This window comes from Alphaproteobacteria bacterium LSUCC0684 (assembly GCA_041228335.1).
Taxonomy (GTDB): domain Bacteria; phylum Pseudomonadota; class Alphaproteobacteria; order Puniceispirillales; family UBA1172.
In genome coordinates, this window is the sequence record CP166130.1 from 237,821 (window position 1) to 257,872 (window position 20,052).

The following is a 20,052-nucleotide window of genomic DNA, read 5'->3' on the forward strand; positions in this document are numbered from 1 at the left end:
AGAGGAGCGTGAAATGCAGAACAGTCGTCATAATATCCGTGATGTAATCCCCCCAACAGGGGCAGAAATTTCTGCCAAAAGCTGGCTGACCGAAGCCCCAATGCGGATGCTTATGAACAATTTGCACCCGGATGTTGCCGAGAATCCGCATGCACTCGTTGTCTATGGCGGTATCGGCAGGGCTGCGCGCACCTGGGAAGATTTTGACATGATTGTTGCATCGCTTCGAAATTTGGAAGCCGACCAGACACTGCTGGTGCAATCAGGCAAACCGGTTGGAGTTTTCCGCACCCATAAAGACGCACCACGGGTGCTTATTGCCAATTCGAATCTGGTGCCTCATTGGGCAAATTGGGAACATTTCAATGAACTCGACAAGCGTGGTCTTGCCATGTATGGGCAGATGACGGCCGGATCCTGGATTTATATTGGAACTCAAGGGATCGTTCAGGGAACCTACGAGACCTTCGTTGAGGCCGGGCGTCAGCATTACGATGGAAACCTGAAAGGGCGTTGGATTTTGACTGCCGGTCTGGGCGGCATGGGCGGTGCCCAGCCACTTGCAGCGGTGATGGCCGGGGCGTGCTGTCTGGCGGTCGAATGTGACGAGGCACGCGTGGATTTTCGCCTGCGTACGCGATATGTTGACGAGAAGACCCACTCCCTGGATGAAGCGTTATCCCTTATTGATCGCTGGACAACCGCTGGTGAGGCTAAATCCGTTGCCCTTATCGGCAATGCTGCAGATATATTTGTGGAGTTGGTCAAGAGGGGGGTAAGGCCCGATATCGTGACTGATCAGACATCAGCCCATGATCCACTTCACGGGTATCTGCCCCAGGGCTGGACCGTGGCCAAATGGCGAGACATGCAGGAAAAAAGCCCGAAAGAAGTCGAGGCGGCGGCGCGGGCGTCGATGAAAACCCATGTCGCAGCCATGGTTGATTTCTGGAATGCGGGCGTTCCAACCCTCGATTACGGCAACAATATTCGACAGGTTGCTTCTGATGAGGGATTGGAGACAGCTTTCAGTTTTCCCGGTTTTGTGCCTGCCTATATCAGACCATTATTCTGCCGAGGTATAGGGCCATTCCGTTGGTGCGCTCTTTCCGGCGATCCTGAAGACATCTACAAGACCGACGCCAAGGTCAAGGAACTGGTGGATGATCCACATTTGCATAATTGGTTGGATATGGCGCGTGAACGTATAGCCTTTCAGGGGCTGCCGGCCCGAATTTGTTGGGTAGGATTAGGCGTGCGCCACCGCCTCGGACTTGCCTTTAATGAAATGGTCAGGAACGGCGAGTTGTCCGCCCCGGTCGTAATCGGACGGGATCATCTGGACAGTGGCTCGGTCGCCTCACCTAACCGTGAGACCGAAGCCATGAAAGATGGATCGGATGCCGTTTCAGATTGGCCGCTGCTCAACGCGCTTTTAAACACGGCGAGCGGAGCTACCTGGGTTTCGCTGCACCATGGTGGCGGCGTAGGAATGGGTTTCTCCCAACACGCAGGTATGGTCATTTGTTGTGATGGCAGTCTTGATGCCGACAGGCGAATTGAAAATGTCTTGTGGAATGATCCGGCAAGCGGTGTCATGCGCCACGCTGATGCCGGGTATGAGGATGCCTTGGCCTGTGCTCGTGAACACAAGTTGAATCTGCCCTCAATCCTATAGACCAAAGGCATGTCAATCATGATGATCTGATCTTCCTCGCCCGGCCGCAATCAATAGAGTGGACTGGTTGATTGGATTAGCAGAAACGAGGCGGCTTGGTTCTTGACCGGTCCATTGGATAGTGCTTAAATTAATTATTATGTGCATACATAAAGCCTTTATTGGGAGGAGACGATGATAAATCATGTGATGAGATTGACGCTGGCAACTTTGATCACTTTTGGGGGATTAATCACTGCTGCGTCGGCCGATAATATCAAAATTGGGTTCAATGTCCCGCTTACTGGTTTTGCTGCAGCCGATGGCATGTCCGCGCTGCATGGTGCTGAACTCGCCGTTGAGCAGATCAATAATTCAGGTGGCGTGAATGGCAGCAAAATTGAACTGGTTGTTTATGATGATCAGGCCAGCCCTAAGGAAGCGGCACCGCTCTCCGTGAAGATGATCACCCAAGATAATGTTGTTGCAGGCGTATCAGGAAGCTATTCCGGATCTACGCGTGCCGCAGCAACGATCTTTGCCGAAAGCAAGGTTCCCTACATTTCGGCCTATGCTATTCATCCTGACATTACGCGGGCTGGTGATTACGTGTTCCGCACCTCATTCATGGGTGAGGTGCAAGGCCGTGCAGGCGCCAAGCTGATTGGCGATACGCTTGGCAAAAAGCGGGTTGCGATGGTCACGATCAATAATGATTTCGGGAAATCCCTTGCCGCCGGTTTCCGCGAACAGGCAGGAAATTTTGGAATTGAGATCATTGCTGAATATGAATACAGCATTAAGGATCGTGAGTTTGGGCCTATTATTTCCAAACTGAAAGCCGATAACCCTGATGCGATTTATGCCTCCGGGTATTTCTTTACCGCCGGCCCGATGGTAAGCCAGATGCGCGCCGCCGGTCTTTCCCAGCCAGTGATTGGTCAAGAGGGCTACGACAGTCAGAAATTCATAGAAATTGCTGGCGCTGCCTCGGAAGGGGTAATGATCACCACATCACTTGATCGGGATTCAACCGAAGCCGAAACCAAAGACTTTATCAGCGGTTTTGCGGCGAAGGCTGGATACCCGGCTGATATGGTTGCAGCTTCTGGCCACACGGCAATCCTTGTTCTGGCTGATGCGCTGAAACGGTCAGGTGGAAAGGGCGGGGCGGCTTTGCGTGATGCCATTGCCGACACAAACCTGAAAGCCTCCACCGGTCAGATTTCCTTCAACGCATTGGGTGAGGTGAAAAAGGATGTGCAGGTTCAGATTGTAAAAGACGGGAACTGGCATCACCATTCTGTAATCAGCGATGCAGTTCTGCTTGCTCCGCCAAGCAAGTGATCCAGACTTGATCGCCAAACAAATTTACTGGCAAGTCCCTTAAAAAGGGGCTTGCCTATATCTTGATCAATGATGCTTTATTTCGATTTATTGATACAAGGTCTGATTCAAGGTGCAATTTACGCACTTGTAGCACTTGGGTTGACCTTGGTTTACGGTCTCTTGCGTATCCTGCATGTAGCCCATGCTGCCCTGTTTACCCTGGGCGGATATATCGGCGTCATTGTGACAAATGACAGCGGTAGTTTCCTTTCTGCCCTGATCCTGGCGATGTTTTTGGTGGGGCTTGTCGGCATGGCAAGCTACCGGGTGATCTACCGGCCACTCCTGGATCGCACACCGTTGATCGCGCTAATTGCATCCATAGGGGTGTTTATCGCTTCAGAGGAATTGTTTCGCATCATCTTTGGGGCTTATGGTCTCTCTTATTTGAAACCGCCGCTTCAAGGGCAGATTGAAATCCTGTCAGGTATATATCTTAGCTATGCCCGCATTCTTGTTGTGATCCTGGCGATTGGCCTGCTCACACTCGTCGGGTGGCTCGCGCTTAAAACCAGGCTTGGTATTGCAGCCCGGGCTGCAGTTGGAGATCCGAGGATGGCCGCCAGCAGCGGCGTGAATGTCGAAACCATCCGTTATGCCACTTTTTTTATCGGCTCGGCTTTTGCCGGAGCGGCCGGGGTATTGGTCTCTTTGCTGAATAATCTGGTCGAGCCGACAATGGGTGCTGTGCCATCATATAAAGCACTTGCAATTATCGTGCTTGGGGGGCTTGGAAGTGTAAGAGGTGCCTTGCTGGCTTCTCTGGCTCTGGGCGTAATCGAAGCTTACGGAACTATATATATAGGCAACTTTCTCGATCGTGACTCAATCGCCTTTGCCTTTCTGATCCTTGTTCTGATGCTTCGCCCGCAGGGCCTGTTGACGCGGGAGTAGAGCGGTGGATTACGAGATTGTTGTTTTGACAAACATGGCGATCGGCATCCTGTTCGCTTTATCATTGAATGTAATAACCGGTTTCTGTGGTCAGGTAAGTTTGGGGCACGCTGCCTTTCTTGGTATAGGTGCCTATACCAGCGCCATCTTGACCAAGGCAGGCGTCCCGCTTGTTGTTTCCTTCCTGCCGTCTATGGCAATGGCGGCTCTTGTCGGGCTGATTGTCGGTATGGCATCACTGCGGGTGCGCCATGATTTTTTGGCAATCACAACAATGGGGGTCGTCTTTCTGTTCACCGGTATTGTCCGAAAACAGGATTTCCTGGGGGGGGAAATTGGTATTTCCGGTATTCCAGCACCTGCCTTCGGGCGACCGGGGTTGCTTGTTACAGCCTTGGCCTGTGTTGCGATATATCTGTGGTTTACCATCCATATTCGCAAGTCATGGGCCGGATTTGCTTTTGATTCCATAGCAGAGGATGAAGATACGGCGCGCTTGCTTGGTGTCAATGTTCCAAGGTTCAAATTGTTTGCCTTTGTCGTGGGAACGGCTGGAGCAGGGCTGGCAGGGGCCCTATATGCCCACCAGGTCCGATTTATTGGCCCGGACAGCTTTGGTTTTGTGGAATCGATTTCGGTGCTTGCGATGGTTATTGTTGGAGGGATTGGCTCAATTTGGGGTGTGATACTGGCTGCCGCTGTGCTTTCAGCTCTCCCGCAATTTTTCCAAATCATTGATGATTACAAGCTTCTCGTCTATGGCCTGCTTCTCTTTGGGGCGATGCGGTTTGCTCCTGATGGTGTGGACGGTCTGCTCAAGCGCCTGTTTCATCGGAGGTCAGGGCGATGAGCAAGGCTCGGCTTTCCATCCTTGATGTGACGGTTTCCTTCGGTGGACTTTGTGCGCTGGATAAGGTCACGTTGAAAATTGATGACAATCAACTGTTGGGCTTTATCGGGCCGAATGGAGCCGGCAAAACGACATTGATGCGGGTAATCATGGGCTTGATCCGGCCAAAATCAGGGAGAGTTTATCTCAATGCTGAAGATATTACAGATCTTCCAACAGTAGAACGTATCCATGCTGGGATTGCTCTGGGTCAGCAGATAGTTAAACCCCTGCGCCAGATGTCGCTTCTTGACAATGTGGCATTGGCGGTCGGGGGACAAAAACTGCTATCCCCGATGCACGCGTTGTTCAAAAAATCGCGAATTGCCGAACGTGAAACTGCCGCCGACATTCTAAATAGCGTTGGCCTTGCTGACGAAATGCATAAAAATCCCAATGAGGTTCCTCTCGGTTTTCTCAAGCGCCTTGAAGTAGCCAGGGCACTGGCTTTGCGCCCCGAACTGCTGCTACTGGATGAGCCGCTGGCCGGACTCAGCAAGCCCGAAGCCAGAAATATGGCTGATTTGATCGCCCAACTACCACGACCGGGTCTCAGCGTCATCTTGATTGAACATAATCTTCCGGAAGTTATGCGGGTGTGCCCCAAGCTCTATGTTCAGGCGAATGGTAAAGGCCTCGCCTTGGGATCACCCGAAGAAGTGATGGCAATGCCTGAGGTGCGGCAAGCCTATCTTGGGAAGGATATGTGATGTTGCAGGTAACGGATCTAGTTTGCGGTTATGGTGATATTATCGCCATTCACCAAATGGACCTGACGGTTGCCAATGGCGGTACCCTTGCTCTTGTTGGCCCGAATGGTGCCGGTAAAACAACATTTATCATGTCACTTGCAGGGCATGTGAAACCTAAATCTGGTTCTATTACATTTGATGGAGAAACCATCACCCATATTGCGCCAAACCGACGGTGCCAACGTGGTATTGGCCTTGTCCCCGAGGGGCGAAGAATTTTCCCGGATCTCAGCGTTCTGGAAAATCTCATTGTCGGGGGGTATTCACGACCAAGAACCGATGAGGGTGAGAGTCTGGCTTCGGTTTATGATGTCTTTCCTCGACTTGCGGATCGACAAGGCCAGCTTGCAGGTTCACTGTCAGGCGGAGAACAGCAAATGTTGGCATTCGGCCGGGCAATGATGTCGCGGCCTCGGCTTTTACTCGTTGACGAACTTTCGCTTGGCTTGATGCCAAAAGTTGTTGATGAGTGTTATGTTGCACTGGGAAAGCTGGTGGAAACGGGAATTGCGGTTATTCTGGTTGACCAAAACAGCGATGCCGCTATCGCCTTTTGCGACCAATACATCAGCCTTGAGTCAGGTTATATGAGCCGAGGGTGACCGGACAGATTGCCTGGTGCCTTTCTATATCATATCTGACCTGCTCGGTATGAATATGGGGCAGTTTCAATATCCGAAAAAATTGGTCTCTAAATGCCCGACAAAACATTTCGTCATTCTATATGAACTCTTAAAGTCAAGGCAGAAGCACTGCAGTTTGCGCAGCATTTCAGCAAGTTAAATCTAAAGAATAATTGTGGGGTCTTCGGGAAAACCCTGCCCCCAACAAGTATTCTATAGTTATTTAATCCAGGATATTGATTACATTGATGGCCTGAGAAACCCATCTCCGATTAATAATCCTAATTGATAATGTCCATCAGTGACTTAGCTTGATGCTTGTAGATAAAGAAAACAATCAACAGTGAACATATTTCTTAAATGACTTTACGATATATAATTATTCTGCCGTTCAGCATTTTCCTCTTGGGGTGTTCTGCTTCGATGGATTATTCCAAATCTGAAAACTTTAATTCCTCCACCGGCCGCTTCGAGCATCCTGGTGGCGATAGGCACGATAAAAGCCTCACTGACCTTGTTGGCCTCGCATCGAAGTTTTTCAGTCGTGAAGACGACGAATGGGAAGAGAAAGGTTTCCCCCTGATGCTCTCATCCAAGGAAACTCTGGCTGATTTTGCTGAAAACATGATTTGGGTGGGGCATTCTACCGTTATGCTGAACCATCAAGGCACCACGGTTTTGACAGACCCCCAGTTCTCAGGGAGGGCTTCACCCTTTACCTTCTGGGGCCCGAAGCGTGCAACCTCAATTCCCTTCAATATAGCTGATTTACCAAGGATTGATGTCGTCTTAATAAGCCATAATCATTACGACCACCTTGATGAGGAAAGCATCCGGCAGTTAGCGCAACTTCAACCAGATTTAAAATTTCTGGTTCCTCTTGGCCTCGCTTCGCTACTAAGAGATTGGGGCGCGCGGGATGTTGAAGAATTGGATTGGTGGCAATCTGTAACAATTTCCGGAGTGGAAATACAACCCACTCCTGTTCAGCATTGGTCCAAGCGGTCATTTTTTGACCGCAACAAAACTCTTTGGTCGGGATGGATGTTGCGCTGGGATGACTTCTCCTTTTATTTTGCCGGAGACACAGGCTATTCGGATGACTTCCGGAAAACGGCCCAAAGACTCGGAAGCCCAACCTTGGCGGCTATACCCATAGGCGCATATGAGCCGAGAGATTTTATGAAATCGGCGCATCTGAACCCTGAAGAGGCGGTCAAGGCGTTCAAGGATTTGGGGGCGAAATACGCATTTGGCATTCACTGGGGTACATTCAAACTGACGCTGGAGAAAATGGATGAGCCTCCAGTCAGGCTTAAGGCGGCGCTCAAGAAGGAGGGCATTTCTGAACACGTGTTCCGAGTCCTCACCCATGGTGAAACTTGGGGAACCCCGTTATCAAAATAAAAAATTCATTATGCTTTTGGCAGTATGATGGCTATCCGGCCATCGTTAACTTCTGAGCAAGATAACGTTGAAAATACCATATGGTGCGTTCTTTCGGGGAAAGCCTGCCCGGGATTGCGGCAGATGCTTTTGCGTTTTCGAAAATCTTACTGACTATGGGTTTGTCTTCATCATTAATGGCATCAAATCCTGCTTTAAGTTCTTTTGCGTATTCGTCTTTGCTGATACCGTCCGGAACAGAGCCCGGGAAAATATCCACACCCCAAAGGACTTTGACCTGACCGACCCCATGGGGTTGAAGCGACAACCAGAACGTTCTTTCAGCAACCACTGATACAACATGACTGGGAAAAACAGAGAAAAGCACGGCCTTGTTTTTTTCCTCTTCAGCGAGTTTCATATTCTTGATTGGGGTATGTGTTGTCCGCTCATATGACTTGCCCGGAATACGGCCCTGTTCGTAAAGGCTGTAGGCTTCTCCGCCATGTAATGCATTGGCAAGTTCGGTAGGCATGGCAGGCTCGATGGTTTTCGAGTGGGCCACAAAAAGATGATAACCCTCCATGAAATTCTGAGCCAGAATCTTCCAGTTCGTATCCCAGATTTCCTCTGCCCTGAACAAGGTTTGATATTCACCCATTCGGTAATTCTGATATCGTGTGGCAAGCGTCTCCAGCCTTGGGTTTAGTGGAGAAGCATCGGCATCTAGATTGACATAAACCCATCCATTCCAGACTTCCAAAGCAAATTGAGGCAGGCACACTGTATTCTTATGGAAGTTATTCCGCATATGGCTTGCGCCAACGAGCTGGCCTTCAAGATTGTATGTCCATGCGTGATAAGGACAGCTGATACCAGCTTTGAGATGGCCAGCACCCTCAAGCAATGTTGCCATCCGATGTCGGCAGACATTAGACATTGCCCGAAGTCTTCCATCTTTGTCGCGCAGAATGATAACCGGGTCACGTCCAATCACCATGGTTTTGTAATCACCGGGGCGGGAGAATTCATCCTCTCTGCCAACGCAAAGCCACTCTTTTGAAAAAATCAGGTCAAGCTCTAGCTCCAGAAGTTCCGCAGATATGTAGGCGGCAGGTGGCGTGCCCTCTGCAAGTTCATCTGGGAGAGCAGCGTTAGCCTTAATTTTTTCAACTATTTCGGAAAGTGAAGGTTCATGTTTCATTGATAGTAACTTGCTGGTTTTAAATGAAACTCTTAAAATCTTAGCATAGCCATGAGGTTCAATACATCTTTAACAGCCAACAGTGGTAAATACCTTAATCTAAATGTTCTGTTCCTAACTTCTTTATAAACTCATCCAAAGCTGGATTATTCTTTTCCTGAAGTGGCTTAAGAAATTCGATAGTGTGCGCATCAAAAATATGATGTTTGGTTGACCAGACAGCCATGCCGATAATAATCGGCACAAGGTCAATTCCTGCTTGAGTGAGGCAATATATTTTTCGCTGGGAATGTGTCTCGTCACCTTCAAAACGGAGGAGGCCCACATCCACCAGACGCTTTAGACGCTTTGCCAAGGTTGATGACGGTATCTTTTCATTATTGGTTGAAATGATGTCACGGAATGTCCGGCGCCCGAAGAAAGCAATATCCCGAAGAACAATCACGGACCATTGGTCCGTCAGAACGGCTGAAGCCGCAGCTATAGGGCACCTCACATCGCCGCGGTCTAATATGATGTTCTTTTTCATATCGTTCATAATTGAACCTACCACAGGAATTGCCGGCTTCAAAACCATATCTGAAATGAAACCGGTATAGTTTTAGATTGGGTAATAAAGGGGTTTATAAGAAAAGCTTAATATACCAATTTCATGATAATCATGTTCTCAGCCATTTTTATTGGCCTGACAAAGGGAGGGGAAAATGAAGGTTCTATATATAGGAATGTATAACGAGCAAGGCTACGCGGGTCTTGAGGGAAGCAGTTTTGCCAAAAGAAAAGAGGCGGCAAGTGCCATTGCAAGTGCTGCAGGTGGAAAATTGACGGATGTCATGTATTTGCAGGGTGACTGGGATATGGCGGCAATCATGGAGCTGCCAGATATTGAAACCGCGAGCGGGCTGTTGAAATCAGTCATGGCATCTGGCGTTTGGGAAGACATGATGATGTTCCCTGAGTTTGACCTTGATAAAGGACTCAAAGCCATCAATGCGGTTAAGTCGGTATATAAAGTCCCCGGTGAAGAGTGAGGAGTTCAGCATGCCCAAGCACACGAATGTTGTCAGATTCATTGTCAAAGACGGGCAGCAAGAGGAATTTGAACATCGCTTCAGGAAAGTGCCGAAATGGGAAGGCAGATTACTTCATATTCTGGCAAAAACAGGGACCAACACCTATGTGGCTTATGGTTTGTGGGAAAGTGAAGAGGCGATGATTGCTGCCCGCGAAGGTATGATTGCCTTGCTTGATACGGCACGCGATCTGCTGGAAGAGATTTCCCCCGAATTGGGGGTGACCGACCCCGTTTCGGGTACGGTTGTGTTTGAAGGCTGAATATTGAAAAGGTGGGAGCGTAATGTCCTGGGTTATCGCCCTTAAGTTTTTTCATTATCTGTCGCTGTTTCTCGCAGGCGGCTTGGGTGTGGCAAACGCGATGCTGGTAAAGGCGCATCAGCAAGCGCAGATGCCGCCCGCGCCTCCGGTTCAGCAAACCATGATGAAACTGGCGCGCCTTGGATTGCTTGCGCTGGTTATCTTGTGGCTCACCGGCATAGGTCTCACCAAACATATTTACGGCAGCTTTGATTTGGGTTGGGCGTTCCATCTCAAACTTCTTGGCGCATCTGTATTGCTGGCGGTTATTGCTTTTCTGAACTACCACCTGGCCGATAGCGCGAAAAAGGGCACACCACCCAATCCGAAAATCATGAACACCATCCCCTATATCGCTAGAACATCTCTTGCCATCGTGCTGATTGGGATTGCGGTGGTAACCACTGGCTAAAGGGCCGTTCAGTTTTGTCGTGATTGAATTGAAACAGATAGTATTTCCCGGAGCAGTGAAATGATAAAGGTGTTGGGGTTGGCTATTTGCCTTGCAACCATTTTCGGGGCGACAACCGTGGTCGGGATCGATTTGTATCTTGATATCCTGAGCTTTCTTTTCGTGCTTGGTGGTGCTATTGGCTATGCCCTGATGAAAAACACATCAGATACCCGCATCAAAGACTTTGGGGAAGGTGCCGTGTTTTTCGGCTGGCTCGGCACGCTGGTCGGGCTGGTGGCGATTGCCGGGAACCGGTATGAGATTTGGGGCAATCTTGAAAAGATGGGGCCGGCGCTTGCTGTTTCGATGCTGACAATATTATATGGCTATATCATCAAACTCGCCTCGATTGCCCTTGCCTCGGAAGACTAGCGCGACAACTTTTCGGTATCTCTCATGTTGTATATATCAGTATTTTTTCACCGCTGAATGTCACTGTCTTCGGCGACTGGGTTTGGTGAATTTTTGAATATGCTCTTCTATTAATTGTTCGATTTCCTTCATTTTCAGCCATTCTGATACAAGGCCCAATCGGGTCTGCCACACCCTTGCCACACGGGAAGGGCTGATGATGGCGGATATTTGCAAAAGAGGAAGCAGATATCAGGCGCAATCTCGCAAGCAGGCTTTCCTGCGACTGCAAAGACATTCAATTGAACCAAGAAAACCTTGGGTAAAGCATAGGCTTTAATTGTATTGGCTGATCAAACAAGCTCATAAGGATGCTAATTTATTTCCCACCCTTTTCAACCAGCCGGCTGTCAAGCAATTGGCCTTCACGCGAGAGAATGGGGTAGGCGATGGTGGCGATCTGGCTGTTGAAATCCTTGAAGGCAAGGCTGGTTTCAAGGTGCAGATCGCTCGTCTCAAGACTTTCAGTGCGGCCAGCGGCGAGGCGCTTCAAGTGACTTTTGCGGCTTTTTCGCTGGCGATGGGAGAATTCGGATTTTTCCTCGACCAGCCGGCGGGCAATCCCGACATCATGGGAGATGAGCACATTGCCGGCGATTTGCTTTCACCTGGAATATAAACAGGAAATTCTGTTGCTAAAGGAATGTAAGAATTCACGATTTCTCATAAGTAATTTCTCATGAGTAATCGCCTGACCTTCCCCATCCGGCATGCATAGGGGTGGTGATTCCGGCGGGACTCAAGTCAATTTCCAATTGAATAGCATCTGTTACTTCACGCGTAATCTTCCCTCTGACTTCAAATCACGTTTCAAAAAAACCTTTCGGTTGTTTTGTTGCTGGGTGTGTTGCACTTCTCCTGTAAGGGGAAGGGGGCTCAGAAGAAAATCAGTGAGAACGAACTACTCTTCCTTCACCCAATTATCAAACCAGCGTCTGAAGAGATGATACTGCGCTTCAGCATAATTTCTTTGGGCATCTGTCAATTGATCGGTCTCATTGAAGTGTAATGAATAATTCTCATCGCCTGATACGACCATCAAATGCTTGTAATAAAGAACAAGATCCACCCCTTCATCGAAACTCGCTAATACAGCCATAGCGTCATCAAGTTCCTTAGCGCGGCGGCGCGCAATAGCATCACCCCTGGCGGCTTTCTGGCTGAGCTCAACCAACAGCAATACCTCCTTGGGCAGGACGTTCCCGATGCCCGTTATCACGCCTCGGGCTCCACAGTTTACAAATCCATGATAAACGGCGGTATCAACCCCTATCATCAGAGACATATCCGGGTCTTGGGAGGTAATGTATTCTGACGCATAGCGCAAATCATCAAACCCGCCAAATTCTTTGAATCCCATCAAATTCGGATGATCTGCGCGCAAGGCAAAGAATAAATCTGCACGTGTGGCAAATCCATAATATGGACTGTTATAGATGACGGCAGGCAAGTCCGGTGCGGCATCCAGGATTTCCTTGAAGTGATGTCTTTGAGCGTCTAGGGAATTGCCTCTGGATAGCACGCGCGGAATTACCATAAGCCCCTGAGCCTTTACCTTTTGGGCGTGTCTCGCGTGGGCCACAGCAGAGCTGGTGTTTACTGCGCCCGTTCCTACTATCACCGGGATACCTGCTTCGACCAGCCTGGCTACTCCTTCCATTCTCTCGGCGTCGCTTAGCAAAGGCCAATCCCCCATGGACCCGCAATAGACGACGGCCGACATGCCATGATCAATTAACTCTAAACCCTTCTCAACCAAAGCACCATAATTCGGCTTTCTTTGGTCATTGCATGGTGTCATCAAAGCTGGCACGCATCCTGAAAAAATATTGTTTTGCATTATGTTCACCTTCATTAGATCGACTTTTGTTTTGGCATCAGGAAATAAAAGTCTTGCTCACCATGTCAACGCACTTTTGCCAGAAACTTGCGGGTATTTTCAGACTGCGGATCACCAAAAATTTGCTCAGGTGACCCCATTTCCTCTACAGCACCTTCATGGAAATACGCCACTCGATCAGATACATCCCGCGCGAAACCCATTTCATGCGTAACACAAATCATTGTCATGCCTTCTTCGGCGAGCACGCGCATCGTATCAAGCACTTCTCCTACCAATTCAGGGTCGAGCGCGGATGTAGCTTCATCAAACAGCATATACTGCGGATCCATCGCCAAGGCTCTCGCAATGGCCAGACGCTGCTGCTGGCCTCCTGATAAAACACTGGGAAAAACATTTAACTTGTCGCCAAGTCCCACATGTTCCAACTGCTTTGCAGCTATATCAAGAGCCTCACCCTTAGAGAGTTTTTTAACGATCCGTGGGGCAAGCGCCACATTTTCTAACGCGGTCAGATGAGGGAAGCTGTTCCATTGTTGGAAAACCATACCAAGACGTTGTCTCAATTGGTTCAGATCAGTCGATTTCGAATGAACTTCTATACCATCGACATGGATCTGGCCTCCTTGAATGGGCTCCAAACCGTTTATGCAATATAGAAGCGTTGACTTGCCTGATCCTGAGGCGCCAATGACCGAAAGTACCTCACCCTTCTGCACTTCAAGGTCAATACCTCTTAAGACGTGAAGATCATCGAAAAATTTTTGAAGCCCCGCTATCTTGATCATGACGACCACCTTTTCTCAATTTTTGCAGCGTATCTAGACACAGGGTATGAAAGGGCAAAGTAAAATGCTCCCACCACCAGTATTATCAACAACGGTTCCTGGGTGCGTGTAATCAGTACCTGACTTGCCTTCACCAACTCGACATACCCCAATACCGATACCAGAGCGCTGTCCTTCATGACGCCCAGGGCGACACCCACCCAGGAGGGAAAGACTGCCCTTACACCAATTGGGAAAACAACATACCGCATATCCTGCCAATAGTTCATCCCAAGCGAACGAGATGCCATGCGCATAGGTTTGCCCACCGCCTCGATACCGCCACGTGCCACGTTGGCTACCAATGCAGCCGTATAAAGGGTGAGGACAACGAGACCGGATTCAAATGCATCCAGGTTAAGCCCGATAATCGGCGCGAAATTGTAAAATAGTACAAGCTGCACAATCAGCGGAACGGAACGAAACACATCCAGCACCGGATTGATGAAAACACCTCCCCACATTCGTGTCTCGTGCAATATCCAACCAAAAATGCCTCCGATAAACGAGCCAATGGATATTGACAGAAACGAAATCCAGAGAGTTCTCAAGGCAGCCTCCCCTAAAAAGGAAAGGTCCTGAAGAGTAAAGCTGCTAAATACTTTAACGGTTGGTTCCATCATCCGGCCTAATAGCGAAAATACCTGGATGCAAACAGTTTCGATAACCCCAGGATAATTTTAACCATGAGATAATAAATGACTGCTGTCACCGCGAAATATTCAAAGATCCTGTAGGTTTTGCTCGCGAAAAACTGGGTTTCACCAGTTAATTCTCTATATCCAACCAGCATGCCCAACGAAGACATGAGGACAACCCAAACAAATTGGTTTGTCATAGGGTAATAAACGATGCGAAATACTTGAGGGACCAATATTCTCGTATAAGCCTGCCAAAGGTTCATACCCAGACTTCTTGCAGCTTTTAGTTGGGTATCAGGAATTGCCTGGAATCCCCCTCTGAAATTCTCACCGAGATATCCTGCTGTGTTAAACGACAAACCGGCTAGGACTATCATATAAGGTGAGAAATGAATACCGAGGGCCCCTAAACCAAAACCAAAGAAAAAGAGCTGAAAAAGCGCAGGTGTATTTCTTGCCAACTCGATCCATATGGTCGAGAGCCAGTACCAAAGCCCATTCCCCTTTAAACGACCAACCGCGAGACATAAGCCAATTAGAATGCCCAGTAGCATCGCTAGAGAGGCAACTTGAAGGGTTGTGAGACCAGCCTCGAGAAGATCGGGCAGACTCTTTAAAACGGGTCGCCAGTGAAAATTATAATCGAACATAAAAAGCCCGACCGGTGCTCTACGGGATAAGGGCAGAACCGGTCGGGCACTCCATTTCTAGTACATGACGTTAGGAATTCGAAGTTCGGGAGCTTCACCACCCACAAACTTACCCCATAATTCCTGATATCGGCCAGAACGTACCTGGTGCGTTACGAAAAGATTGAGATAGTTCAGCCAACTTACATCTTGTCGCTTGCCCACCACTGAAGTGTAGTCAGTTGTCCATGGCATACGCGGGCCAGGCTCTACGGTTTCGTATTGATCAGACACCGGCTTGACAGCAGTATTTGTCGTTATCCCGATATCAGCCTTACCTTGAGCGACGGCCAAAAACACCTCGTTTTCGCTTTGATATCCTTGGTACAGGTTTTCCTCACCCCACTCTTTGGCTATCTTCAACCACTCCTGTTCAGGAACAGTTCCAACTGCGGCCGCAACTCGTTTGCCGCGGATATCATCAAATGTTTTGATGCCACTTTTCGAGTTAACGATGCCTTGAGCGTAATAGATGGCATAAGGGATAGAGAAACCAACTGTTTTAGCGCGGGCCAGACTGTCAGAAGTTGCGCCGAATACGACATCCGCGCGACCTGTAACAATAACAGGCAAGCGATCTGCCCATGTCAGTTCCAGCAATTCAAGCTCGACTTCCAAAGCTGCCGCCATGTCCTTGCAATATTCGACATCAAAGCCTGCAGGCTGATTGTTTGAATCCCTGTATCCGATTGGAGGAAAGTCGAGAACGACCCCACATCTCAGCTTACCACGATCAATAACATCATCTAGCGTATCAGCCACTGAAGTCCCTGCAACGAGCATTGTTATTGCCGCCATACTTATAATTTTTTTAATCATGCTATTATCCACCCTAGTTATCATAAGCATTATTGCAACATATACTAATATCGCATATTGTATCCAATAGACAAGCGGCTATTTTGAGGCCTGAATTGAAAATAGATTTCGTAGATATCTCCCAGACAGATTCCGCATCGATGATAATTTTTTCTGCGCTCCGCAAGGCCATCATCGGTGGGGATCTCCCCGTTGGCACCCCTCTACGCCAAGATGAATTAGCACGTTCATTTCAAACAAGTAGAATCCCGGTTCGCGAAGCTCTATCAAGACTGGAAGAGCAGGGCTTGATTAAAACACAAAGATTCAAAGGCTCTGTAGTCCTGGGACTCTCGGCCGATGAGGCATCGGAAATCTTTGATCTTCGTGCTCTCCTGGAACCTGAAATACTTCGTCAGGCAGTTCCCAAAATGTCTGAAGAGACCAAGCAGCAGGCCATCATTCACTGCAATGACTTCTCTAACTCAACCGATCCTCTGTCTTGGGGAGGGTTGAACCGGACCTTCCACAACACGCTGTATGCCGATAGCACCCAATCATTCACTAAAGAAGTTGCCGTTAATGCAATGGATAGAGTTGATCGTTATATAAGGGCACAACTTGTTGTCAGTGATGGCATGGAAAGGGCACGATACGAGCATCAGGCAATATTAGACGCTTGCCTGCAGGGCGACGGAGATTTGGCGGCTGAACTTCTTCGCAAACATATTTTAGGTGCCAAAGCATCCTTACTCGAATCATTTCCAACCTTGCCAAAATAAATGTGACGGGCAACGTCTTTATCCATCAAGAGTTTTTTCAGGATGAACAAAAATAAGAGCCATCCGGCAACCTCAAACAGATTGATTGTAGAAGGTTCGGCAGTCGGAAACACTCTGGTATGTCCAGAGGGTTTAAGCTTCTGGGGAGGGGTGGACCCGCAATCAGGCGTCATTATCGATGCGCATCACCCAAACCATGGCGACTGTATTTCAGGAAAATGCCTGTTGATGCCAACCTCAAGAGGGTCCTGCAGTGGCAGCGGCGTTCTATTGCAGCTCGCCCTGAATGAATCAGGGCCGGCAGCAATCGTTTTCAATGAGCCTGAACAGGTATTAACGCTCGGCGCAATTGTCTGTGATCGTATCTTTGGGGTTAAAATACCGATCATCTACCTCACAAAAGAAGACTACCTTGATGTTGCAAGTGCTGCCACAATGACACTTGCTGAGCGGCAGATTATTATTGAAGACAAAGTTATCGATCTAATTCCTGTAAATGTTGATCATCTGAGTTTGACAGAACGGGATAAATCATTTCTTTCAGGAGACCATGGAGCAGCGGCCAAAGCTGCAATGGAAACTATCTGTTTGATGGCTGCTGTTGAAAATACAGATGAACTGGTAACCGTACATAAAGGCCATATTGATGGGTGCATCCTGGCACATGAGGCAAATCTCATATTTGCCGAAAAGATGGCGACGCTTGGGGCCAGGGTGAATATTCCTACAACGATTAATGCCATCTCCGTTGATCGTGAGAATTGGAAAAGCTCGGGTTTATCGACTGAGTTTGGAGAAAAAGCAAGCCGCCTCGCGGATGCATATGTGAATATGGGCGTGAAACCCACATTCACATGTGCCCCATACCTGCTTGATGATGCGCCACAATTCGGTGAGAAAATTGGATGGTCCGAATCCAACGCCGTGATTTATGCAAATACGGTGATCGGTGCGCAAACGCAAAAACACCCTGATTATCTTGATCTGTTTATTGCGATGACAGGCCGGGCTCCAGCAACGGGTGTTTATTCGATTGCTGGCAGAAAAGCGAAAATATTGATTCAGATACATGTTCCAGGTCAGTGGAGCGCTGATGATGAAGTACTGTGGCCGCTGGTGGGATGGATTGCCGGCAAGCACGCTCCAGATCAAATACCGTTAATTTCAGGGCTCGAAAACTTGTGTCCGACAACCGATGATTTGAAAGCCTTATGTGCTGCTTTTGGCACAACATCCGGCGCTCCGATGCTTCATATCAGGGGGCATACTCCGGAAGCCGATGATCAATATGATGAGAAAATGCCAATTAAGGTCATCACCCATAAAGATTTACTCGATGCCTGGAGCGAACTTAATCGGGGGCTGTCAAAGATAGATCTGGTCGCGATCGGTAGCCCGCATTCATCAATTGATGAAATTAGAAAACTGTCAGCTCTCATGAATGGTAACAGATGCCGGACTGGCACTAGATTTATCATCACCACGGGCAGGAAAACGCTAGAAATGGCGAAGAAAGAGGGGATCATTGAGATCCTTGACCGGTCAGGTGTAACGCTGATACCAGACCTTTGCTGGTGCTCGATCATCGAACCTATATTTCCTAGAGACGCAAAGGGCTTAATGACGAATTCTGGAAAATATGCACACTACGCTCACGGCCTGAGTAATCGTCATTCACGATTAGGTTCGCTCAAGGAATGTGTTGATGCGGCAATTTCAGGCTTTGCACCACATGAGCCACCAGATTGGTTGATACATAACGAAGAGAAATAAAATATCGTCTCGGCTTGCTTTCCAATATTTCAGGAGAAGCCTGGTGTTCAATCTTGATAAATCAGCAAGCAGGCAATTAGTTGATGACTTCAGATGATTTCAGGCATCAAAATTAAATTTCGGAAGAGAAGCCAGGCTTTCTTTAAGCGCCTCGCCCCATTCTCTCGAGACCATTTGAAAATATGAGTTTTCGGCGGTGATCTTTATCTCTCTGGCTGGAGCAAAACTGTCTATCTCGTAAATGCTCAAGTCAAGTGGCGGGCCGACAGACAGGTTGGCTTTCATGGTTGAGTCGAAAGAAACCATCAGGAGTTTAACGGCATCCTCAAAACTCATGTCCGGGTCAAATGCCCTGACCAGGATTGGTCGCCCATATTTGGTCTCTCCAATCTGAAAAAAGGGGTTTTCATCTGATACTTCGATAAAGTTGCCTTCCGGATAGATCAAATAGAGTCGCATATCACCGCCTTTGATCTGGCCGCCAAGGATAAAGGTTGCTGAAAATGTATTCTCGGCTTTTTGCTGGCCTCTGGCGGAAGTGTCGATCACTTCTGCCAGTACTTGGCTGACGGTGCGCGCAACCTGGAACATGGTTGGAGCTTCCAAAATGGACGGCGACCGTTCGCTCCGAACTTTTGTTTGCTCTGACAAAATACTGATCACGGCTTGGCTGGTAGCCAAGTTGCCGGCGGTGGTAAGCAAAATTTGCCTTTCTCCGGGCACACTCCATCTAAATGTCTTCGGGTATCGCGAAATGTTGTCAAGGCCACCATTGGTGAGCGTGTCCGACATAAATACCAGTCCGCGCGACAGTTTCAGGGCTACACAATATGACATTTGAAATCGACCTTAATCATTGTTGGCTGACCATTATTCGCGTGGCAATCTGCTCTTCACCACTGCCAAATCTGACACCCGATAATGGAATTACATCCGCATAGTCAAATCCCGTTGCAAGTTTCACGTAGCGGTCATCAGGCGAGATTCCATTTGAAATATCAAATCCCACCCAACCCAGTCCTTCGACATGAACTTCGGCCCAGGCGTGGCTGGCTTCTTGAATCTTGTCGTCATGCATCATCAAATATCCGCTGACATAGCGTGCGCTGAAACCAAGCAGGCGTGCCACGGCCGTAAAGGCATGTACGTGATCCTGACATACACCTGCGCCTATTTCCATGGCCATTTCTGCGGTTGTATTGATATCAGTTTTTCCCTTCGAATATTCAATGTTAGCCAATATACGTGCTGATAGTTCGTGCAGAATCTGAAGGTCTCCATTCAGATCGGCCTGCTTCAAGCTTCTCATCTCTTTGCTCAATTGCCGAAGAAGGGGGCCGGGCATTGAGAGTGAAGTGGGGTTCTTGAAAAGGTCAAGAGGGAGGTGGCTGTCATGCACGCCAACTATGCCGTTCATATCCGTGACATCAATCTGTCCACCACACAAAATTTGCATTTTATTGGCTTCAGCATGATTCCTGCAAAGATGAACCCTGTTGCCATGATAATCGACTGTTTCCATCACTATTTCCCCACCTTCGACGGTTACGTCCCACTCAATGACGTGCTGGTGGGTGTTTTCTAGCGGTGTAAGGTGCAAACGCTGGACAACAGATTTAGGAGTTGTTTCATAGTCAAATACAGTTTGATGATTAATTGAATGAATCAT

The 20,052-nt window shown here is 48.4% G+C and carries 23 protein-coding genes; 14 read left to right on the top strand and 9 right to left on the bottom strand.

The annotated features are described in order from the left end of the window. The first annotated feature begins 13 nt into the window (after nucleotides 1-13). The 7 genes from hutU to AB8880_01150 all read left to right on the top strand — a co-directional run bounded on the left by hutU (nucleotide 14) and on the right by AB8880_01150 (nucleotide 7,611). Nucleotides 14-1,678 (top strand): urocanate hydratase, encoded by a 1,665-nt coding sequence (gene hutU, locus AB8880_01120; protein XDZ66024.1) that lies wholly within the window; start codon nucleotides 14-16, stop codon nucleotides 1,676-1,678. 306 nt (nucleotides 1,679-1,984) lie between these two features. Then, nucleotides 1,985-3,004 (top strand): ABC transporter substrate-binding protein, encoded by a 1,020-nt coding sequence (locus tag AB8880_01125; protein ID XDZ66025.1) that lies wholly within the window; start codon nucleotides 1,985-1,987, stop codon nucleotides 3,002-3,004. Between the two features lie 69 nt (nucleotides 3,005-3,073). Continuing rightward, complete coding sequence (locus AB8880_01130; GenBank protein XDZ66026.1) at nucleotides 3,074-3,940, top strand: branched-chain amino acid ABC transporter permease; 867 nt, start codon at nucleotides 3,074-3,076, stop codon at nucleotides 3,938-3,940. Nucleotides 3,941-3,944: 4 nt separating this feature from the next. Continuing rightward, the gene (locus AB8880_01135; GenBank protein XDZ66027.1) at nucleotides 3,945-4,790 is read left to right on the top strand and encodes a branched-chain amino acid ABC transporter permease; all 846 of its coding nucleotides are present in this window, start codon (nucleotides 3,945-3,947) and stop codon (nucleotides 4,788-4,790) included. Continuing rightward, nucleotides 4,787-5,539: an ABC transporter ATP-binding protein gene (locus AB8880_01140; protein XDZ66028.1), complete on the top strand. Its 753-nt coding sequence runs from the start codon at nucleotides 4,787-4,789 to the stop codon at nucleotides 5,537-5,539. Before AB8880_01135 ends, AB8880_01140 begins: the two co-directional genes overlap by 4 nt. After that, a complete protein-coding gene (locus AB8880_01145; GenBank protein XDZ66029.1) occupies nucleotides 5,539-6,183 on the top strand; it encodes an ABC transporter ATP-binding protein in 645 nt (214 codons plus the stop codon). Before AB8880_01140 ends, AB8880_01145 begins: the two co-directional genes overlap by 1 nt. 444 nt (nucleotides 6,184-6,627) lie before the next feature. Beyond that, nucleotides 6,628-7,611, top strand: coding sequence for an MBL fold metallo-hydrolase (locus AB8880_01150; protein ID XDZ66030.1), 984 nt, complete (start codon nucleotides 6,628-6,630; stop codon nucleotides 7,609-7,611). Nucleotides 7,612-7,642: 31 nt separating this feature from the next. Here the strand turns inward: AB8880_01150 and AB8880_01155 are convergent, their stop codons facing one another. Beyond that, nucleotides 7,643-8,794 (bottom strand): aromatic ring-hydroxylating dioxygenase subunit alpha, encoded by a 1,152-nt coding sequence (locus tag AB8880_01155; GenBank protein XDZ66031.1) that lies wholly within the window; start codon nucleotides 8,792-8,794, stop codon nucleotides 7,643-7,645. Between the two features lie 94 nt (nucleotides 8,795-8,888). Next, on the bottom strand, nucleotides 8,889-9,332 hold the full coding sequence (locus AB8880_01160) for a winged helix-turn-helix transcriptional regulator (GenBank protein XDZ66032.1): 444 nt from the start codon (nucleotides 9,330-9,332) through the stop codon (nucleotides 8,889-8,891). Between the two features lie 166 nt (nucleotides 9,333-9,498). Here AB8880_01160 and AB8880_01165 point away from each other — a divergent pair, with 166 nt between their 5' ends. From AB8880_01165 to AB8880_01185, 5 genes are all read left to right on the top strand, one after another. After that, nucleotides 9,499-9,825 (top strand): GYD domain-containing protein, encoded by a 327-nt coding sequence (locus AB8880_01165; protein XDZ66033.1) that lies wholly within the window; start codon nucleotides 9,499-9,501, stop codon nucleotides 9,823-9,825. A 10-nt stretch (nucleotides 9,826-9,835) separates the two neighbouring features. Further along, nucleotides 9,836-10,129, top strand: a complete 294-nt coding sequence (locus tag AB8880_01170) for an antibiotic biosynthesis monooxygenase (protein XDZ66034.1) — start codon at nucleotides 9,836-9,838, stop codon at nucleotides 10,127-10,129. A gap of 22 nt (nucleotides 10,130-10,151) precedes the next feature. Then, nucleotides 10,152-10,580 carry a hypothetical protein gene (locus tag AB8880_01175; protein XDZ66035.1) on the top strand — a complete coding sequence of 143 codons (429 nt, stop codon included), beginning with the start codon at nucleotides 10,152-10,154 and terminating at the stop codon, nucleotides 10,578-10,580. A gap of 60 nt (nucleotides 10,581-10,640) precedes the next feature. Then, nucleotides 10,641-10,994: a hypothetical protein gene (locus AB8880_01180; GenBank protein XDZ66036.1), complete on the top strand. Its 354-nt coding sequence runs from the start codon at nucleotides 10,641-10,643 to the stop codon at nucleotides 10,992-10,994. 319 nt (nucleotides 10,995-11,313) lie between these two features. Next, complete coding sequence (locus AB8880_01185; protein XDZ66037.1) at nucleotides 11,314-11,652, top strand: hypothetical protein; 339 nt, start codon at nucleotides 11,314-11,316, stop codon at nucleotides 11,650-11,652. 282 nt (nucleotides 11,653-11,934) lie between these two features. On the opposite strand, the gene AB8880_01190 is transcribed toward AB8880_01185, so the two are convergent. The 5 genes from AB8880_01190 to AB8880_01210 all read right to left on the bottom strand — a co-directional run bounded on the left by AB8880_01190 (nucleotide 11,935) and on the right by AB8880_01210 (nucleotide 15,849). After that, the gene (locus AB8880_01190; protein ID XDZ66038.1) at nucleotides 11,935-12,873 is read right to left on the bottom strand and encodes a dihydrodipicolinate synthase family protein; all 939 of its coding nucleotides are present in this window, start codon (nucleotides 12,871-12,873) and stop codon (nucleotides 11,935-11,937) included. 65 nt (nucleotides 12,874-12,938) lie between these two features. Next, the gene (locus tag AB8880_01195) at nucleotides 12,939-13,661 is read right to left on the bottom strand and encodes an amino acid ABC transporter ATP-binding protein (GenBank protein XDZ66039.1); all 723 of its coding nucleotides are present in this window, start codon (nucleotides 13,659-13,661) and stop codon (nucleotides 12,939-12,941) included. Beyond that, nucleotides 13,658-14,320 (bottom strand): amino acid ABC transporter permease, encoded by a 663-nt coding sequence (locus AB8880_01200; protein ID XDZ67085.1) that lies wholly within the window; start codon nucleotides 14,318-14,320, stop codon nucleotides 13,658-13,660. The genes AB8880_01195 and AB8880_01200 overlap by 4 nt, the downstream gene beginning before the upstream one ends. Nucleotides 14,321-14,328: 8 nt before the next feature. Further along, nucleotides 14,329-14,991 (bottom strand): amino acid ABC transporter permease, encoded by a 663-nt coding sequence (locus AB8880_01205; protein ID XDZ66040.1) that lies wholly within the window; start codon nucleotides 14,989-14,991, stop codon nucleotides 14,329-14,331. Nucleotides 14,992-15,048: 57 nt separating this feature from the next. Next, complete coding sequence (locus AB8880_01210; protein XDZ66041.1) at nucleotides 15,049-15,849, bottom strand: transporter substrate-binding domain-containing protein; 801 nt, start codon at nucleotides 15,847-15,849, stop codon at nucleotides 15,049-15,051. A 95-nt stretch (nucleotides 15,850-15,944) separates the two neighbouring features. Between AB8880_01210 and AB8880_01215 the strand changes: the two genes are divergently transcribed. Together AB8880_01215 and AB8880_01220 are read left to right on the top strand one after the other, a co-directional pair. Then, nucleotides 15,945-16,610, top strand: coding sequence for a GntR family transcriptional regulator (locus AB8880_01215; protein ID XDZ66042.1), 666 nt, complete (start codon nucleotides 15,945-15,947; stop codon nucleotides 16,608-16,610). Nucleotides 16,611-16,652: 42 nt separating this feature from the next. Next, a complete protein-coding gene (locus AB8880_01220; GenBank protein ID XDZ66043.1) occupies nucleotides 16,653-18,383 on the top strand; it encodes an aconitase X in 1,731 nt (576 codons plus the stop codon). 99 nt (nucleotides 18,384-18,482) lie between these two features. Here AB8880_01220 and AB8880_01225 read toward each other — a convergent pair whose 3' ends face one another. After that, complete coding sequence (locus AB8880_01225; GenBank protein XDZ66044.1) at nucleotides 18,483-19,220, bottom strand: peptidase; 738 nt, start codon at nucleotides 19,218-19,220, stop codon at nucleotides 18,483-18,485. A gap of 16 nt (nucleotides 19,221-19,236) precedes the next feature. Then, complete coding sequence (locus tag AB8880_01230; GenBank protein ID XDZ66045.1) at nucleotides 19,237-20,052, bottom strand: transglutaminase domain-containing protein; 816 nt, start codon at nucleotides 20,050-20,052, stop codon at nucleotides 19,237-19,239.

What these genes read in the sequence shown, in the direction of transcription:
- hutU (XDZ66024.1), top strand. Translation starts at nt 14, where the DNA reads ATGCAGAACAGTCGTCATAATATCCGTGATGTAATCCCCCCAACAGGG.
- AB8880_01125 (XDZ66025.1), top strand. Translation starts at nt 1,985, where the DNA reads ATGTCCGCGCTGCATGGTGCTGAACTCGCCGTTGAGCAGATCAATAAT.
- AB8880_01130 (XDZ66026.1), top strand. Translation starts at nt 3,074, where the DNA reads ATGATGCTTTATTTCGATTTATTGATACAAGGTCTGATTCAAGGTGCA.
- AB8880_01140 (XDZ66028.1), top strand. Translation starts at nt 4,787, where the DNA reads ATGAGCAAGGCTCGGCTTTCCATCCTTGATGTGACGGTTTCCTTCGGT.
- AB8880_01145 (XDZ66029.1), top strand. Translation starts at nt 5,539, where the DNA reads ATGTTGCAGGTAACGGATCTAGTTTGCGGTTATGGTGATATTATCGCC.
- AB8880_01150 (XDZ66030.1), top strand. Translation starts at nt 6,628, where the DNA reads ATGGATTATTCCAAATCTGAAAACTTTAATTCCTCCACCGGCCGCTTC.
- AB8880_01155 (XDZ66031.1), bottom strand. Translation starts at nt 8,794, where the DNA reads ATGAAACATGAACCTTCACTTTCCGAAATAGTTGAAAAAATTAAGGCT.
- AB8880_01160 (XDZ66032.1), bottom strand. Translation starts at nt 9,332, where the DNA reads ATGAACGATATGAAAAAGAACATCATATTAGACCGCGGCGATGTGAGG.
- AB8880_01165 (XDZ66033.1), top strand. Translation starts at nt 9,499, where the DNA reads ATGAAGGTTCTATATATAGGAATGTATAACGAGCAAGGCTACGCGGGT.
- AB8880_01170 (XDZ66034.1), top strand. Translation starts at nt 9,836, where the DNA reads ATGCCCAAGCACACGAATGTTGTCAGATTCATTGTCAAAGACGGGCAG.
- AB8880_01175 (XDZ66035.1), top strand. Translation starts at nt 10,152, where the DNA reads ATGTCCTGGGTTATCGCCCTTAAGTTTTTTCATTATCTGTCGCTGTTT.
- AB8880_01180 (XDZ66036.1), top strand. Translation starts at nt 10,641, where the DNA reads ATGATAAAGGTGTTGGGGTTGGCTATTTGCCTTGCAACCATTTTCGGG.
- AB8880_01190 (XDZ66038.1), bottom strand. Translation starts at nt 12,873, where the DNA reads ATGCAAAACAATATTTTTTCAGGATGCGTGCCAGCTTTGATGACACCA.
- AB8880_01195 (XDZ66039.1), bottom strand. Translation starts at nt 13,661, where the DNA reads ATGATCAAGATAGCGGGGCTTCAAAAATTTTTCGATGATCTTCACGTC.
- AB8880_01200 (XDZ67085.1), bottom strand. Translation starts at nt 14,320, where the DNA reads ATGGAACCAACCGTTAAAGTATTTAGCAGCTTTACTCTTCAGGACCTT.
- AB8880_01205 (XDZ66040.1), bottom strand. Translation starts at nt 14,991, where the DNA reads ATGTTCGATTATAATTTTCACTGGCGACCCGTTTTAAAGAGTCTGCCC.
- AB8880_01210 (XDZ66041.1), bottom strand. Translation starts at nt 15,849, where the DNA reads ATGATTAAAAAAATTATAAGTATGGCGGCAATAACAATGCTCGTTGCA.
- AB8880_01220 (XDZ66043.1), top strand. Translation starts at nt 16,653, where the DNA reads ATGAACAAAAATAAGAGCCATCCGGCAACCTCAAACAGATTGATTGTA.
- AB8880_01225 (XDZ66044.1), bottom strand. Translation starts at nt 19,220, where the DNA reads ATGTCATATTGTGTAGCCCTGAAACTGTCGCGCGGACTGGTATTTATG.
- AB8880_01230 (XDZ66045.1), bottom strand. Translation starts at nt 20,052, where the DNA reads ATGATTCATTCAATTAATCATCAAACTGTATTTGACTATGAAACAACT.